The organism is Neoaquamicrobium microcysteis, from assembly GCF_008180155.1.
GTDB lineage: Bacteria > Pseudomonadota > Alphaproteobacteria > Rhizobiales > Rhizobiaceae > Aerobium > Aerobium microcysteis.
The window spans coordinates 56,185-72,728 of record NZ_VSZS01000063.1; the positions used below are offsets into that span (position 1 = coordinate 56,185).

At 65.2% G+C, this 16,544-nt stretch carries 17 protein-coding genes; 5 read left to right on the plus strand and 12 right to left on the minus strand.

Annotation, left to right across the window (positions count from 1 at the left end):
- The first annotated feature begins 1 nt into the window (after position 1).
- The 3 genes from FY036_RS12245 to FY036_RS12255 are packed head-to-tail and all read left to right on the plus strand — an operon-like array spanning position 2 to position 4,798.
- Entirely contained in the window at positions 2–1,294 is a 1,293-nt protein-coding gene (locus FY036_RS12245; protein WP_148915023.1) for a M16 family metallopeptidase, read from the plus strand.
- 13 nt (positions 1,295–1,307) lie between these two features.
- Positions 1,308–1,892 carry a GNAT family N-acetyltransferase gene (locus FY036_RS12250; RefSeq protein WP_148915024.1) on the plus strand — a complete coding sequence of 195 codons (585 nt, stop codon included), beginning with the start codon at positions 1,308–1,310 and terminating at the stop codon, positions 1,890–1,892.
- A 17-nt stretch (positions 1,893–1,909) separates the two neighbouring features.
- Positions 1,910–4,798, plus strand: coding sequence for an EAL domain-containing protein (locus tag FY036_RS12255; RefSeq protein WP_148915025.1), 2,889 nt, complete (start codon positions 1,910–1,912; stop codon positions 4,796–4,798).
- Between the two features lie 22 nt (positions 4,799–4,820).
- Here FY036_RS12255 and FY036_RS12260 read toward each other — a convergent pair whose 3' ends face one another.
- The gene (locus tag FY036_RS12260; RefSeq protein ID WP_148915026.1) at positions 4,821–5,426 is read right to left on the minus strand and encodes a YqgE/AlgH family protein; all 606 of its coding nucleotides are present in this window, start codon (positions 5,424–5,426) and stop codon (positions 4,821–4,823) included.
- A 143-nt stretch (positions 5,427–5,569) separates the two neighbouring features.
- Here FY036_RS12260 and FY036_RS12265 point away from each other — a divergent pair, with 143 nt between their 5' ends.
- Together FY036_RS12265 and FY036_RS12270 are read left to right on the plus strand one after the other, a co-directional pair.
- Positions 5,570–6,376 carry a protein-disulfide reductase DsbD domain-containing protein gene (locus FY036_RS12265; protein ID WP_148915027.1) on the plus strand — a complete coding sequence of 269 codons (807 nt, stop codon included), beginning with the start codon at positions 5,570–5,572 and terminating at the stop codon, positions 6,374–6,376.
- A 68-nt stretch (positions 6,377–6,444) separates the two neighbouring features.
- Complete coding sequence (locus tag FY036_RS12270) at positions 6,445–6,930, plus strand: peroxiredoxin (RefSeq protein WP_148915028.1); 486 nt, start codon at positions 6,445–6,447, stop codon at positions 6,928–6,930.
- 220 nt (positions 6,931–7,150) lie between these two features.
- Here FY036_RS12270 and rnhA read toward each other — a convergent pair whose 3' ends face one another.
- From rnhA to coxB, 11 genes are all read right to left on the minus strand, one after another.
- On the minus strand, positions 7,151–7,621 hold the full coding sequence (gene rnhA, locus FY036_RS12275) for a ribonuclease HI (protein ID WP_148915029.1): 471 nt from the start codon (positions 7,619–7,621) through the stop codon (positions 7,151–7,153).
- A complete protein-coding gene (locus FY036_RS12280) occupies positions 7,618–8,586 on the minus strand; it encodes a homoserine kinase (protein WP_148915030.1) in 969 nt (322 codons plus the stop codon). The genes rnhA and FY036_RS12280 overlap by 4 nt, the downstream gene beginning before the upstream one ends.
- Positions 8,587–8,590: 4 nt before the next feature.
- Positions 8,591–9,589: a 4-hydroxy-3-methylbut-2-enyl diphosphate reductase gene (gene ispH, locus FY036_RS12285; RefSeq protein WP_148915031.1), complete on the minus strand. Its 999-nt coding sequence runs from the start codon at positions 9,587–9,589 to the stop codon at positions 8,591–8,593.
- A gap of 65 nt (positions 9,590–9,654) precedes the next feature.
- On the minus strand, positions 9,655–10,407 hold the full coding sequence (locus tag FY036_RS12290; protein WP_148915032.1) for an SURF1 family protein: 753 nt from the start codon (positions 10,405–10,407) through the stop codon (positions 9,655–9,657).
- On the minus strand, positions 10,404–10,799 hold the full coding sequence (locus FY036_RS12295; protein WP_148915033.1) for a DUF983 domain-containing protein: 396 nt from the start codon (positions 10,797–10,799) through the stop codon (positions 10,404–10,406). Before FY036_RS12295 ends, FY036_RS12290 begins: the two co-directional genes overlap by 4 nt.
- A 90-nt stretch (positions 10,800–10,889) precedes the next feature.
- Positions 10,890–11,768: a cytochrome c oxidase subunit 3 gene (locus FY036_RS12300; protein WP_148915034.1), complete on the minus strand. Its 879-nt coding sequence runs from the start codon at positions 11,766–11,768 to the stop codon at positions 10,890–10,892.
- A gap of 1 nt (position 11,769) precedes the next feature.
- Complete coding sequence (locus FY036_RS12305; RefSeq protein WP_148915035.1) at positions 11,770–12,402, minus strand: cytochrome c oxidase assembly protein; 633 nt, start codon at positions 12,400–12,402, stop codon at positions 11,770–11,772.
- 7 nt (positions 12,403–12,409) lie between these two features.
- On the minus strand, positions 12,410–12,565 hold the full coding sequence (locus tag FY036_RS23930; RefSeq protein WP_201744751.1) for a hypothetical protein: 156 nt from the start codon (positions 12,563–12,565) through the stop codon (positions 12,410–12,412).
- 5 nt (positions 12,566–12,570) lie between these two features.
- Complete coding sequence (locus tag FY036_RS12310) at positions 12,571–13,512, minus strand: heme o synthase (protein ID WP_148915036.1); 942 nt, start codon at positions 13,510–13,512, stop codon at positions 12,571–12,573.
- A gap of 77 nt (positions 13,513–13,589) precedes the next feature.
- A complete protein-coding gene (gene ctaD, locus FY036_RS12315; RefSeq protein ID WP_148915037.1) occupies positions 13,590–15,242 on the minus strand; it encodes a cytochrome c oxidase subunit I in 1,653 nt (550 codons plus the stop codon).
- 34 nt (positions 15,243–15,276) lie between these two features.
- The gene (coxB, locus tag FY036_RS12320) at positions 15,277–16,146 is read right to left on the minus strand and encodes a cytochrome c oxidase subunit II (RefSeq protein ID WP_148915038.1); all 870 of its coding nucleotides are present in this window, start codon (positions 16,144–16,146) and stop codon (positions 15,277–15,279) included.
- Between the last annotated feature and the right edge of the window lie 398 nt (positions 16,147–16,544).

The following is a 16,544-nucleotide window of genomic DNA, read 5'->3' on the forward strand; positions in this document are numbered from 1 at the left end:
TATGGGTGTTGAGGTAAGCCGTCTGTCGAACGGCCTGACAGTCGCCACCGAAACCCTTCCGCACATCGAGTCCGTTGCCCTGGGCGTCTGGGTGAAGTCCGGCGCGCGCAACGAGCGCGACGATGAGCACGGGCTGGCGCATCTGCTGGAGCACATGGCCTTCAAGGGCACAGGCAGCAGAAACGCCTGGAAGATCGCATCCGAGATCGAGGATGTGGGCGGCGAGATCAACGCGGCGACCAGCGTCGAGACGACCTCGTTCTATGCCCGCGTGCTGAAGGACGACGTGCCGCTGGCGGTCGACATTCTCGCCGACATCCTGACGGACTCGAAGTTCGACCCGCACGAGCTGGAGCGCGAGCAGCACGTCATCCTGCAGGAGATCGGCGCGGCGCACGATACGCCCGACGACATCGTCTTCGACCGCTTCACCGAAACCGCGTTTCGCGACCAGACGCTCGGCCGCTCCATCCTCGGCACGCCCGAGACGGTAAAATCCTTCACCTCGGCGCAACTGCACAACTTCATCGAACGGCAATATGGCGCCGACCGCATGGTGGTGGTGGCCGCCGGCGGCGTGCGCCACGACGATTTCGTTCGCGAGGTCGAGAAGCGTCTGGGAACCTTCCGCCCGAACGCGCAGGTGGAAGCACCCCACAACGCGACCTACACGGGCGGCGATTACCGTGAAAAGCGCGACCTGATGGACGCGCAGATCGTGCTCGGCTTCGAGGGGCGCGCCTATCACGTGCGCGACTTCTACGCCTCGCAGGTGCTGTCGATGATCCTCGGCGGCGGCATGTCGTCCCGCCTGTTCCAGGAAGTGCGCGAAAAGCGCGGCCTCTGCTACTCGGTCTACGCGTTCCATTGGGGCTTTTCGGATACCGGCGTCTTCGGCGTGCACGCGGCCACCGGCAAGAGCGACATCTCGAAGCTGGTGCCCGTCATCATCCAGGAGCTGCAGCGCGCCGGCGAAAGCATCAGCCAGGAAGAGCTCAACCGCGCCCGCGCGCAGTATCGTGCGGGGCTCATGATGTCGCACGAAAGTGCCGCCGCACGCGCTTCGCAGATCGCCCGGCAGATGCTGCTGTTCGGTCGTCCCATCGGCACCGAAGAGCTGGTCGACAGGCTTTCCAAGCTCACCATCGAGCGGCTGACGGACCTGTCGTCGCGGCTGTTCTCCACGAGGCCAACGGTGGCGGCGGTGGGGCCGGTGGGCAGCCTGCCCGCCTTCGATGCGATCAGTGACAGCCTGACGGGTGCGGCACCCGTCGCGCGCAAGCTCGCCGTCTGACGCCTCGCCGACGATGGTGGCGCTGCCGTTCTTCCGCCGCGATACGCTGGCGCTCAAGGGCGCTCGCGTAACGCTGCGGCTACCGGCGGGGTCCGACTATCACGAATGGGCCGCCCTTCGCCACGAGAGCCGCGCGTTCCTGGAGCCATGGGAGCCCCGCTGGGCAAGCGACGAGCTGGAACGGACCGGATGGCGGCATCGCGTGCGCCGCTATCGCGAAGAGTTCGCCGCCGGCACGGCCATCGCCTTTCTCATTTTTCATAGCGAGAGCGACAGACTCATCGGCGGCATCACCATCGGCAATATCCGCTACGGCGTCTCGCAATCCGCCCAGATCGGCTACTGGATGGGCGAGCGCTATGCCGGCAAGGGCTACATGCAGGATGCGATCCGCGTGCTGATTTCCCATGCGTTCGGTGCGATGAGGTTGCACCGTATCGAAGCGGCCTGTATTCCGGACAACGCGCGTTCGATCCACGTGCTTGAAAAAGCCGGATTCCGGCGCGAAGGACTGCTGCGTTCCTACCTGCGTATCAACGGGGTCTGGCAGGATCACTTCATCTACGGCCTGATAGCGGACGAGCATCGGGACGGCTGAAACAAAAGGCTGAACGGTTGATAGCGACAGTGCGAACGGGGCAGCGGCTCGCAAGCGCGTTTCTGGCGGTGCTGTTCTGCTTGCTCGCGATTCCGGCCTCCGCCATCGAGCCGATCACGATCTCGCGCGAGAACGTCGCTCTCGATCTCTCGCGCGCCGTGCAGATTTACCGCGACCAGGGCGAGAACTTCCAGGTTTCCACCGCGCCCGGCATCGACGGCATCGTGCGCCGCATCGAGGTGGAGGCGCTGGACGAGCGCTCGAGCGGCGACTGGGCGGTGTTCGCGCTGGCCAACACCACCGACCAGCAGCTCGACCGGCTGATCGTCGCACCGCATTTCAGGCTCGTCGGATCGGGTCTTTTCTGGCCGGATCTCGGCTCCAGCCGCATCACCGCGATCACCCCCAGCGAAGGCTTCGCGCTCGACCGGCAGGCCAGCCGCGACGCCGACATCTTCCTCGTCACGATCAATCCCGGTTCGGTCGTCACCTTCATCGCGGAACTGTCCTCGCCGCGCCTGCCGCAGGTCTATCTGTGGGAGCCCGAGGCGTACAAGGACACGACCAACTCCTACACGCTGTTTCGCGGCATCGTCATCGGCATCGCCGGCCTGCTGGCGCTGTTCCTGACGATCCTGTTCGTGGTCAAGGGAACGTCGATGTTCCCCGCCACGGCCGCCCTGTCATGGGCGGTGCTCGCCTATATCTGCATCGATTTCGGCTTTCTCAATCAGGTGCTCGACATCACGGCGGGCAACGAGCAGTTATGGCGGGCAGGCACGGAGATCGCGCTTGCCGCCACCTTCGTGGTCTTCCTGTTCACCTATCTCAACCTCAACCGATGGCACCTGCATTTCAGCTACGGCGCCGTCGCGTGGGTGCTGGCACTGCTGCTGCTGGCGGGCGTCGCGCTGTTCGATGCGCCCGTCGCGGCCGGTCTCGCACGCTTCTCCTTCGCGCTCACGGCGGTCGCCGGCATCGGCCTCATCGCCTATCTGGCGTTCCAGGGCTACGACCGCGCGATCATGCTGGTGCCGAGCTGGCTGATGATCCTCGTCTGGCTCGTCGGCTCGTGGATGGCGGTCACCGGCGCGCTCGACAACGACGTCGTGCAGCCCGCGCTGGGCGGCGGGCTCATCCTCATCATCCTGCTGATCGGCTTCACCGTCATGCAGCACGCCTTTGCCGGCGGCGCCCTGCATCAGGGCCTGTTCAGCGACATGGAACGGCAGGCGCTCGCGGTCACCGGGTCCGGCGACATCGTCTGGGACTGGGACGTGCTGCGCGAACGCGTCGTCACCAAGCCGGACGTGAGCAGGCAACTGGGCCTGCCGCAGGGCAGCCTTCACGGCCCCGCCCGCAACTGGCTGCCCGCCCTTCATGCCGACGACCGCGACAGCTTCCGCACCACGCTCGACATGATCCTCGAACATCGCCGGGGGCGCGTGTCGCAATCCTTCCGCCTGCGCGGCGCCGACGGGCACTATCACTGGTTCACGCTGCGCGCGCGGCCCGTCATCGGCTCCGACGGCGAGGTCATCCGCTGCGTCGGCACGCTGGTGGACGTGACCGAGCAGAAGAAAGCCGAGGAGCGGCTGCTTCACGACGCGGTGCACGACAACCTCACCGGGCTTCCGAGCCGCGAGCTGTTCCTCAACCGGCTGGAGGCTGTCATCTCCATCGCCCGGACGGAGGAAAACGTTCGCCCGACCGTGATGGTCATCGACATCGACCGGTTCAAGCAGATCAATGACGGGCTGGGCATTTCGGCGGGCGACACCATCCTGCTCACCATCGCGCGCCGCCTGCACCGGCTGCTCAAGCCGCGCGACTCGCTGTCGCGCTTCGGGGGCGACCAGTTCGCGCTGCTGCTGCTTTCCGAGCAGGACCCGACGCGCATCGCCGGCGTTGCCGAGGCGGTGAAGCAGGCGATCAACGCGCCCATCACCTTCGCCAAGCGCGAGATCGTGCTGGCCGCATCGGTGGGCCTTGCATCGTGGAACTCGTCTCAGGCGCGCGCCGAAGACATGGTGAAGGATGCCGAGCTTGCCATGCATCAGGCCAAGCGCTTCGGCGGCGACCGCATCGAGCCGTTCAGGCCGGCGTTCCGCTCGGTAGGCACTGACAGGCTGCAGCTCGAATCCGACCTGCGCCGCGCCGTCGAGCGGCAGGAACTGCGGCTTGCCTATCAGCCGATCGTGAGGCTGGAGGATCGTTCCATCGCCGGCTTCGAGGCGCTTTTGCGCTGGGAGCATCCGCGCCGTGGGCCGATACCCCCGGCGGATTTCATCCCCGTAGCGGAAAGCTGCGGCCTCATCGTCCAGCTCGGCCTGTTCGCCATGCAGCAGGCGGCCGACGATCTGGCCTCGTGGCAAAAGCAGATCGGCGACGTGCCGCTGTCGGTCTCGGTCAACCTTTCGAGCCGGCAGCTCATTCGGCGCGACCTCGTCAGCGACGTGCGCTCGGTCGTGGCGCGCGCCAACCTCAAGCCGCGCTGCTTCCGGCTCGAGCTGACGGAATCGCTGGTGATGGACAATCCCGAGCAGTCGGCGCACATCCTCGGCAAGCTCAAGCAGCTCGGCATCGGCCTTTCGCTGGACGATTTCGGCACCGGCTATTCGTCGCTGTCCTACCTGACGCGCTTCCCCTTCGACACGATCAAGATCGACAGGAGCTTCATCGACGATTCAAGCCCGAAGCGCGCCGTGCTGCTGCGCTCGATGGTCAACATGGCGCATGAGCTGGGCCTGTCCGTGGTGGCCGAGGGCGTGTCGGACGAGAGCGACGCGCTGGAGCTTCGCCAGATGGGCTGCGAGTATGTGCAGAGCTTCATGTTCGGCCCGCCGATACAGGCGGACGCCGCTGCCAAGCTGTTGAAGGAACAGTTCCCGCTGGTTCAGGTCTGACGGCCGAGCCGCGCCCGAACGCTCAGGCGTGGCCCGCCTCGATGCTCAGATGCGCAGGATCGATGCCTATCGAGGCGAGGATGCGATCGTATTTGCGGTCGATCTCCGGGTCGAACAGCAGATCGACGGTCGCCGGGCAGGTCAGCCAGCCATTCTCGGCAATCTCGTGTTCGAGTTGGCCCGCGCCCCAGCCGGAGTAGCCAAGCGCCATCAGTGCGTGACGCGGCCCCTTGCCCGCCGATATGGCGCGCAGGATATCCACGGTCGCGGTCAGGCAGATTTCCTCCGAAACCGGCATCGAGGATTCGACCATGTAGTCGTCGCTGTGCAGTACGAAACCCCGGCTGCGGTCGACCGGCCCGCCATGCCTGATGACGAGGTCGCGTGCATTGGCCGGAAGGCGGATCGCCTGCTTCTCGTCCAGCACGCCCAGTTGCACCAGCAGGTCGGGAAACAGCATCTGCTGAACCTGATTGATGATGAGGCCCATCGCGCCCTCTTCGCTGTGGGCGCAGATATAGATCACCGAGCGCGCGAAGCGCTCGTCCTTCATGCCCGGCATGGCGATGAGGAACTGGTCGTCGAGGAAGCCGCGGCGCGCGGTCGTCTTTCTGCCCAGAATGTCCATAATCGAAAGCTACCGTGTTTCCGGTCTGCTTGAAAGGCGTCGTTCATCGCCATTTCGTCGATAGCGTCGCGCTCACACAATTATGATGGCGCGCTCACGGCGCATGGTTGCGAAACAGTTCGATTGGTACGAAGTTCCCCCGCATGAAAATCGCCCGGTCAGCCCTCCCAGCTATTGCCCTTGCCCTATGTGCCGCCGCGCAGGCACATGCCGGGGCGAGCGACTGGCACCATATGGAAGGCGGCTCGATCCGCCTCGTCACCAGCGACACCGCCGATGCCGACGGCGTGCTGCGCGGCGCGCTGGAAATCCGTCTGGCGCCCGGATGGAAGACCTATTGGCGCGACCCCGGCGATTCGGGCGTGCCGCCCACCGTTGATGTCGTGGCTGACGGCCAGGCGACGAATGTGGACATCTCGTTTCCCGCCCCGCGCCGCTTCGACGACGGCTACTCGCTGTGGACCGGCTACGACGAGCCGCTTTCGCTTGCGCTCGCGCTCAAGCTGCCGCAGGCGGCCGTGCCGACCGACTTCGTCGCCAACGTGTTCCTCGGCATCTGCGAGACGATCTGCATCCCCGTCCAGGCGCAGCTTTCGCTGGAAACGCGCGGCGATGTCAGCCACCCCGAGCACAAGGCCGTCGTGGATGCCGCCTTCGCCGCCCTGCCCGAGGCTGCAACCGAAGCGTTCGGCGCGAAGGCGCAGGATGCGACGGACGAGCACATCGTGGTCGATGCCGCACTGCCCGAGGGCGCGCGCGCCGTCGACCTCTTCGTGGCCGGCAACGAGGCGGTGGCGCTCGGCGTGGCGGAACGCGAGGCGGAGAGCGAAAGCGGCGCACGGTTTACAGTGCCGGTGCTGCGCCGCGCGGACGGCAAGGCCAAGGAAGACGTGGTCTACACGCTGGTGACGACGCAGGGCGCGGTTACCGGCCGGCTCGCGCTTCCGTAGGCGTTGCCATCCGCCGCGTGACCGGCTAACCGTTCGCTTCCTGAACTTTCTCCACAGAGGTGAACCGCATGACCATCACCGTTGGCCAGAAGCTGCCCGACGTCACCTTCCGAACGAAGACCGAGGACGGCACGAAAGAACTCTCCACGGCCGAAATGTTTGCGGGCAAGAAGGTCGTGCTGTTCGGCGTGCCCGGCGCCTTCACGCCGACCTGCTCCAACAACCACCTTCCCGGCTATCTGGAAAACTACGACGCGATCCTGGCCAAGGGCGTCGATGCGATTGCCGTCGTTTCCGTCAACGACGTGTTCGTCATGGGCGCATGGGCAAGGTTCACGGGCGGCGAGGACAAGATCCTGTTTCTCGCCGACGGCAGCGGCGACTTCGCCAAGGCGACCGGCCTCGACACCGACCTGTCCGCGCGGGGCCTCGGCCTGCGCTCCCAGCGCTTCTCGATGATCGTGGACGACGGCACCGTCACCGCGCTCAATATCGAGGAAGTACCCGGCCAGGCAACAAACTCCGGCGCGGCCAAAATCCTGGAGCAGCTTTAGAACCTTCACATTTGCACGGACCATCCCGTGCAGCCGAACACCCCCTCCCCCGCTTGGCTGGGGAGGAACCAGGGTCGCGGACACCCTCTACGCGGATCCTCCTCCGTTTACGGGGGGTCCGAAGGACGGGCGAGACAAGCGGCTCGCCCTGAAGGCGCGAAGCGCCGGAGGGGGCGTTTTGACGAAATCCTCGAGCACCTTTAAGCTATCTACCGGCGCGTCAGCCTGCGGTTGCGGGCCGTGCCGGCTTCCGTTTCGTCTTGAAGGGCGCCATGCCGAGACGCGCAAGCTCGTCGGCGCGCTCGTTCTCGATGTGGCCCGCATGTCCCTTCACCCAGTGCCACGTCACCTTGTGACGCCGCCGTGCCTCGTCCAGCGCCTGCCACAGCTCGGCATTCTTCACCGGCTTCTTGGCAGCCGTCTTCCAGCCGTTGCGCTTCCAGCCCTCGATCCAGCCCGAGATGCCGTCCTTGACGTAGTTGGAATCGGTGTAGAGATCGACCGCGCAAGGCTCTTTCAGCGCATTCAGCGCCGAGATCGCAGCCATCAGTTCCATGCGGTTGTTGGTCGTGTCCGCCTCACCGCCGGAAAGCTCCTTCGTCGTCCCGTTGAAGCGCAGGATCGCGCCCCACCCGCCCGGCCCGGGATTGCCGGAGCACGCTCCATCGGTGAAAGCCTCGACGTTCTTCATTGGGGCTGGATTCCGTATTCTGCGGCAGAGCCGATCTGGCGGTGGAAACGCATCTTGCGGACATATTCAAGCGGATCGCGCTTCTTGACCATCGCGCCGTCCGGTCCGTGCAGCCAGTCGTAAAGCCGCGTCAGCATGAAGCGCAGCGCCGAGCCGCGACACAGCAGCGGCAAAGCCTCGACCTCGGCGGGCGAAAGCGGCCGCACGCTCTGGTAGCCAGCCAGCAGCGCGGTGCCCTTGGTGAGGTTGAAGGCATGGTCGCGCTCGAAGCACCACGCGTTCAGGCAGGTGGCCACGTCGTAGGCGAACGCGTCGTTGCAGGCGAAATAGAAGTCGATCAGCCCCGACAGCCGGTCTCCAAGGAAGAACACGTTGTCGGGAAACAGATCCGCATGGATGACGCCGGCGGGCAGGTCGGACGGCCATCCCGCCTCCAGCGCCGCAAAGTCGGCCGCGACTTCTGCCTCCAGCCCCTGCTCGACCTCGTCGGCCCGCTCGCGGCATCCGCTCCACAGCTTCTTCCAGCCATCGATCGACAGGGCGTTCGGGCGCGAGAGCGCAAAGTCGGCGCCGGCGATGTGCATGCTGGCGAGTGCGACGCCCACCTCGCGGCAGTGCGCCGCGGTAGGCCTGCGCGGCCACATGCCTTCCAGAAAGGTGATGACGGCCGCGGGCCGCCCCGCAAGCTCGCCCATCACCGCGCCGTCGCGGCGATGCACCGGCAGCGGGCATGTGACGCCGCGCTTGGCCAGATGCTCCATCAGCCCCAGGAAGAACGGCAGATCGGCCTTCTCCACCCGCTTCTCGTAGAGCGTGAGAATGTACGAGCCGCTGCCCGTGTGGACGATGAAGTTGGAGTTCTCCGTGCCCTCGGCGATGCCCTTGTAGGACAGCAGTTCGCCCAGATCGTATTCGCGCAGGAAAGCGCCGAGTTCGACCTCGGTGATGTCGGTGTAGACGGCCATCGGGTCAGGCGCTTCCGTTCACGAAGGCCATGTCGGCCGGGGTCAGCTCGATGTCGCGCAGCACGCGATTGACGGGGAAGTTCTCGGTTTCCTCCGCCGTCACCGCCAGTTCGACCGTCACGTCGAACCGCTCGCGGAAGGCGTCGATGATCTCGTCGACGATGATCTCGGGTGCGGATGCGCCGGCCGAAAGGCCCAACACCGAGATGTCCTCGATCTCGCCCCAAGGGATTTCGGATGCGCGCTGTACCAGAAGCCCGCGCGCGGCCCCTGCCCGCTCTGCGACCTCCACGAGACGCATGGAGTTGGACGAGTTCGGCGCGCCGACGATGAGGAACAGGTCTGCGCCGACGGCCGCTTCCTTCACCGCATCCTGCCGGTTGGTGGTGGCGTAGCAGATCGATTCGGCAGCCGGCGCCTGCATCTGCGGGAACCGCCCCTGCAGCACCTTGATGATGCCGGCCGTATCCTCCACCGACAGCGTCGTCTGCGTGACGAAGCCCAGCGCCTGCGGGTCGGCGGGCGCAATGCGCGCCGCATCCTCCTCGGTCTCGACCAGCGTGACCGCGCCTTCCGGCAGCTGGCCCATCGTCCCGATCACCTCGGGGTGCCCGGCATGGCCGATCAGCAGCACGTGCCGGCCCTGACGCTGGTGGCGCATCGCCTGCTTGTGGACCTTGGAAACCAGCGGGCATGTGGCATCGAGATAGAAAAGGTTGCGCGCCTCGGCGTCGGCGGGCACCGATTTCGGCACGCCATGCGCCGAAAACACCACCGGCTGGGCGTGATGCTCGGGCGGAATTTCGTCCAGTTCCTCGACAAACACCGCGCCCCGCGCCTGAAGCCCCTCGACGACATATCTATTGTGCACGATCTCGTGGCGCACATAGACCGGCGCGCCGTATTTCTTCAGCGCCAGCACCACGATCTGGATCGCGCGGTCGACGCCTGCGCAGAAACCGCGTGGGCCGCAAAGCCGGATCGTCAGTGGTCGCTTCATCATCGTTCCCAAGGCTGGTTCACGCGCAGATGGCGTTTGTGCGCCCCTCGTGTCAACCCGCATGCGGATCAGACACCGCGCCGCTGGCGCCAGAACCATACGCCCAGCACGCCAACCAGCGCGGCGGCCAGCCCGTACCACGTGACGGCATATTGGAGGTGGTTGTTCGGCTGCTGGATGATCGTCACGCCCCCGACAGGCAGCCCGCCGGGGTTGGGCGCATCGTTGGCGTCGATGAAGAACGGCAGATAGTCGTCCGGCGAGCCGACGCCCGACGTCGCAGCCATCACACCCAGATCCTTCCAGTAGAAGACGTTCTTTTGCGGATCGTTGTCCGGCACGATGAAGGACGGCTTTTCGTCCAGCCGGCCGCGCGCAAGCCCGGTAATCGTCTGCCATCCCTCGGCCTGGCTGTCCGGACGCGAGGCGGGGTCCTTCAGCTCGAAAGGAACGAAGCCGCGATTGACGAGGATGAAGCGCCCGTCGTCGAGCTCGAGCGGGGTGTAGATGTAGTAGCCGGACTGGCCGTTATGCGTGGCGAAGAAATGCCGTTCGCCCTCGTGGCGGAACTCTCCACCCGCTTCGACCGGCCAGTATTCCACATCGCCCGTCGTGGCCAGTCGTGTCTGGATGTCGCTCAGCGAATGCGGCTCGGAGTGGGTGCGCGCGTCGATGGTGGCGATCAGGTCTTCCTTCCACTGCAGGCGCTGCACCTGCCACGTCCCGAGCGCGATCAGCACCGCCAGCGCGACGAGCGAAAGCACGACGAGAAGCGCCGTCATTCCCGTGCGGGGGCGATGCGCGGAGGCTTGCGTTGTCATGGCCTGTCCAGCCGTCCTTCGGCGGCCTTGTTGCGGTATTGCAGCACGATCAGCAGGCCCTTTATGAGGCGAAGCGCCGTCAGGCTCAGCACGAGCGTCAGCGGTATCCAGGGCGCGAAATGCACCCAGAGCGGCGGGTTGTGGGACACCTCCATCCCCAAGGCGAGCCCTACGACGATGAAGCCGATGATGAGGATGACGAAGACGGCCGGGCCGTCGCCTGCATCGGCGAACGAGTAGTCGAGGCCGCAATTGCCGCAGCGGTCCCCCACCCTCAGAAACCCGTTGAACAGCCGGCCCTCGCCGCAGCGTGGGCATCTGCCGGAAAGGCCGACCTTCACGGGATCGACCGGCGCCCAGATCGCCTTGTCATCGTTTCGCTCTTCGCTCATCGCGGAACCGCTATCGCACCCGATCTCGTCCAAAGAAAGAAGGCGGCAGTGTCGCCACGGCCGCCTTCCAAAAAGTCCTGTCGTGCGACCTCAGTGCTGCGCGATCGGCGCGCCCGCGGAGGCCCAGATGTAGATGCAGGCAAAGAGGAACAGCCACACCACGTCGACGAAGTGCCAGTACCAGGCGGCTGCCTCGAAGCCGAAGTGCTGCTTGGGCGTGAAGTGCCCGGCCATGGCGCGCAGCAGGCACACCAGCAGGAAGATGGTGCCGATGATGACGTGGAAGCCGTGGAAGCCCGTGGCCATGAAGAAGGTCGCGCCATAGAGCGAGCCGCTGAAGCTGAACGGGGCGACCGCGTACTCGTAGGCCTGAACGAAGCTGAACAGCAGGCCGAGCGCCACCGTGATCGCCAGACCCCAGACGAGGCCCTTGCGGTCGTTGTGCAGCAGCGCGTGGTGCGCCCAGGTCACGGTCGTGCCGGAGAGCAGCAGGATGATGGTGTTGTAGAGCGGCAGGTGCCAGGGATCGAGCACCTCGAGGCCTGCGGGGGGCCACTGGCCGCCGGTATAGGCGAGGCGATCGACCTGCGCGGCCTCGTTCGGGAACAGGCTGGCATCGAAGAACGCCCAGAACCACGCTGCGAAGAACATCACCTCCGAGGCGATGAACATGATCATGCCGTAGCGCAGGTGCAGCGACACGACGCGCGTGTGATGGCCTTCATGCGCCTCGCGGATCGTGTCCGACCACCAGCCGAACATGACGTAGAGCACCAGCGCCAGACCGATGAAGAACAGCCACGGCGACGCAAGCGGAATGCCCAGCAGCGAGAAGTCGTTGCCCCTCAGCGCCTGCATCCAGCCGATGCCGCCGATCGCCATGACCAGCGCGCCGACGGAACCCAGGAACGGCCACGGGCTCGGGTCGATGATATGATAGTCGTGGTTCTTTGCGTGTGCGTCTGCCATGTCATCCCCCGAATTCGGTGTCGGCGTCAGTATTGCTGTTGGTGCCCGCCGGCGCGGCTGCCGATTCCAGCGGCTTGGCGTGATCGAGCGGGAAGAACGTGTAGGAAAGCGTGATCGTGCCGATGTTCTTCAGTTCCGGGACGTTGACGATCTCCGGATCGACGTAGAACACCACCGGCATATCCATGTCTTCGCCGGGCTGCAGTTCCGTGTCGGTGAAGCAGAAGCACTCCACCTTCATGAAATAGGCGCCGGCCATCTGCGGCGTGACGTTGAAGGAAGCGCGGCCGGATGTCGGCTGCGAGAACGTGTTCTTCGCCGAATAGCTGACCTGCGTCGTCTCGCCGATCTTGAGCGTCACGTCACGCGAAACGGGCTTGAAGTCCCACGGCAGGCCGCCCGAAACGTTGGCGTCGAAGCGCACCTTGATGTCGCGGTCCAGCACCGTCTGCGAATACTGCTCGACGCGCTGCGTCGTGCCGCCATAGCCGGTGATCTGGCAGAACATCTCGTAGAGCGGCACGGCCGCATAGGCCATGCCCACCATGCTAGCGAAGAACGCCACGCACGCCACCGCCACCCGGCGGTTGGAGCGGTCGGTCTGTTCGTTGCGGGTCTGGTCGGTCTGGCTCATCGCAGTCTCACATCGGCCGGTCGAGGATCGACGGCCCCAGCTTGATGATGGTGACGAAATACATGATGACGACGAAGCCGACGAGGGCCACCGCCAGCGCTATCGAGCGGTTGCGACGGGCCTTCTTCTGGGCTTCCGTGAGGTTTACGCGGTCGTCTTCCATCACACTCACCAGACCGCGATCCCGGCGCGCGCCGCCACGGCGTCGAGCAGCAGCGCCGCGAAGATGGCAAACAGATAGAGCAGCGAATAGCCGAACAGCGCCTTGGCCGGCCGCATCACGCGGTCTTCCTCCGGCATGCGCAGCACCTTCCACGAATACCAGACGAAGCCTGCGCCCAGCGCGGCTGCGAACACGCCGAAGCTGACGCTCGCCTGCCCCAGAACCGACGGCAGCACGCCAACGGCTGCGACCAGCACGGCATAGGCGAATATCTGGCGCTTGGTGGAGGCCTCGCCGGCCACGTTCGGCATCATCGGGATGCCGGCGCGGCCGTAGTCGCCCGACTTGAACAGCGCCAGCGCCCAGAAGTGCGGCGGGGTCCACAGGAAGATGATGAGGAACTGGATGACGCTTTCCAGCCCGATGTGGCCGGTTACCGCAGCCCAGCCGATCATGGGCGGGAAAGCCCCCGCGGCACCGCCGATGACGATGTTCTGCGGCGTCCAGCGCTTGAGCCACATCGTGTAGACGACGGCGTAGAAGAAGATGGTGAAGGCGAGCAGGCTGGCTGCCAGCCAGTTGGCCACGAGGCCGAGCATCATCACCGAGAAGGCGGACAGGATGAGGCCGAACACCAGCGCCTCGCCTGGCAGCACGCGGCCCGAAGGCACGGGCCGGTTGGCGGTGCGCGACATCACCGCGTCGATGTCGGCGTCGTACCACATGTTGAGCGCGCCCGACGCGCCCGCACCTACGGCGATGGCGAGGATGGACACCACGGCGATGAACGGGTTGACGGGCGCCTGCGCGCTGACCAGCCCGACAAAGGCCGTGAAGACGACCAGCGACATCACCCGCGGCTTCAGCAGCGCGAGATAGTCCCCCGCCTGCGCTTCCGAAACGCGGAAGGCGGCATCGTCATATCCGTTCTTCTCGACAAGGGCCATGCGTACGCGGTCCGATCTTTCCGTCTGGCCGAAACCGCCGGCGAGCCGGCGGTTTCTTCGTTGTTATGCCTGCGATCCTACTTGATCTTGGGCAGCTGTTCCCACTGGTGGTAGGGCGGCGGCGAAGGCAGCTGCCACTCCAGCGTGGTCGCACCCTCACCCCACGGGTTCGCGCCGGCCTCACGCTTCTTCGAGAACGCCTCGAAGACGCCGTAGAGGAAGATCAGCACGCCGACGGCCGAGATGTACGATCCGTAGGAAGAGACCAGGTTCCAGCCCGCATAGGCATCCGGGTAGTCGATGTAGCGGCGCGGCATGCCGGCCAGACCCAGGAAGTGCTGCGGGAAGAAGATCAGGTTCACGCCGATGAAGGTGACCCAGAAGTGGGTGCGCGCGATGAACGGCGAGTACATGTAGCCGAACATCTTGGGGAACCAGTAGTACCAGCCCGCGAAGATGGCGAACACGGCGCCCAGCGACAGTACGTAGTGGAAGTGCGCGACCACGTAGTAGGTGTCGTGGAGCGCGCGGTCGAGGCCGGCATTGGCCAGCTGAACGCCCGTCACGCCACCCACGGTGAACAGGAAGATGAAGCCGATCGCCCACAGCATCGGGGTACGCATGGAGATCGAGCCGCCCCACATGGTAGCGATCCACGAGAAGATCTTCACGCCGGTCGGAACCGCGATCACCATCGTTGCGAACACGAAGTAGCGCTGCGTGTCGAGCGACAGGCCGGTGGTGTACATGTGGTGCGCCCACACGACGAAGCCGACCGCGCCGATGGCGACCATGGCGTAGGCCATGCCGAGATAGCCGAAGATGGGCTTGCGCGAGAAGGTCGACACGATGTGGCTGACGATGCCGAAGCCCGGCAGGATCAGGATGTACACCTCGGGGTGACCGAAGAACCAGAACAGGTGCTGGAACAGGATCGGGTCGCCGCCGCCTGCGGGGTCGAAGAACGCGGTACCGAAGTTGCGGTCCGTCAGCAGCATGGTGATGGCGCCGGCCAGAACCGGCAGCGACAGCAGCAGCAGGAAGGCGGTGATGAGCACCGACCATGCGAACAGCGGCATCTTGTGCAGCGTCATGCCCGGCGCGCGCATGTTGAAGATGGTGGTGATGAAGTTGATCGCGCCGAGGATCGACGATGCGCCCGCGATGTGCAGCGAGAGGATCGCGAAATCCATCGCCGGCCCGGGCTGGCCGGAGGTCGACAGCGGCGGGTAGATCGTCCAGCCGCCGCCCACGCCGTACGCGCCCGGCGCGCTCGGCATGAACATCGAGATCAGCAGCAGGATGAAGGCGGGCGGCAGCAGCCAGAACGAGATGTTGTTCATGCGCGGGAACGCCATGTCCGGCGCGCCGATCATGATCGGCACCATCCAGTTGGCGAAGCCGCCGATCAGCGCCGGCATGACCATGAAGAAGATCATGATGAGCGCGTGGCCGGTGGTGAACACGTTGAACATGTGCTTGCCGCCGTCGATGGCGGCGTCGCCCTCGTAGCCGTAGACGATCGAGGCGAGACCATGGAAGATCTGGATGCCAGGCTCGGCCAGCTCCCAGCGCATCATCACCGACAGGAAGCCGCCGATGATGCCCGCGATGATCGCGAAGATCAGGTAGAGAGTGCCGATGTCCTTGTGGTTGGTCGAGTAGACCCAACGCGTCCAGCCGGTCGGCTTGTGATCGTCATGGGCGTCGTGAGCTGCAGCGCCTGCCATTTTCCCGCTCCGTATCCTGTTCTTTCACGCAGACTTAGTTGCCGGCGTCCGCTACATTCATGTCCTGGTCGCGAATGGAAGCCATCAGCGCCCGGTTCGCGTCTCCGAGATTGGCCTGCGCCCCGGCGCGCCAGGTGTCGTACTGCTCCTGGCTGACGACGCGCACGCCGATGGGCATGAAGGCGTGGTCCTTGCCGCACAGTTCCGAGCACTGGCCGTAGAAGATGCCTTCGCGGGTCGCGTTGAACCAGATCTCGTTGAGGCGACCGGGAACCGCATCGACCTTGATGCCGAAGGACGGCACCGCAAACGCGTGGAGCACGTCGGCCGCGGTCACCAGAACGCGCACGGTGGTGTTCACCGGAACGACGACCTCGTTGTCGACCGCCAGAAGACGCGGGAACTCGCCCATGTCCTGCTTGCCGGCGGCTTCGCGCTCGCCTTCCTGCAGCATGAAGGAGGAGAAGGTCAGCGGCTCCTCGTCCTGATACTCGTATTCCCAGTTCCACTGGTAGCCGGTGGCCTTGATGGTCATCGTCGGCTCTTCCGGCGGGTTGTACTGCGCGGTGAGAAGCTGGAAGGAGGGCACCGCGATGAACAGCAGGATGATGACCGGCCCGACGGTCCAGATCACCTCGATCAGCGTGTTGTGGCTGGTGCGCGAAGGCTGCGGATTGGCGCTGGCGCGGTACTTGACGATGCACCAGGCCAGCAGCGCCAGCACGAGAAGGGTGATCGGCACGATGAACCACAGCGTGTAGCGCTCGAACCAGATGATGCTTTCCATCATGTCCGACGCAGGCTGCTGGAAGCTCAGCTGCCAGGGGGTCGGCTGCCCCGCGATTGCGCCCGAAGCGGCAAGAACCAGCGAAACGGCGCCCAGGCCCGCAAGGAACTTCTTCATAACCCTCTTCATCTCCCCGGTCGAAACGTCTCGACGAAACCAGATGCGAGCCGGCGCGCGAACGCCCGGCTGCTATCGCGCGTTCAAACCATACTCTCATATCAACCGCAAGGAAGGCGTGGCGCGATATGTGCGGCATTTTTGCGCGCGCGGAGCCTTCCAATCCGCCCGATGCCTTGATTTCGCTCAACTTCTGGCAAATCACGCGCGCAGACGGCTGCTCGTTCCGGCCCACAGGCGCGATGCCGTGAACTGCCGTGCGTAGGCGCGTCTGCGCCTTTGCCGCACGCTATTCTTTCCGCGTGCCTTCGGGCGCGCTAGATTGTCGTGATTCGTAAGAAGCAAAAGGGTGGACCCATGTCGTTTCGTTGGAAAATGCCGCTTGCGGCCATCGCCGG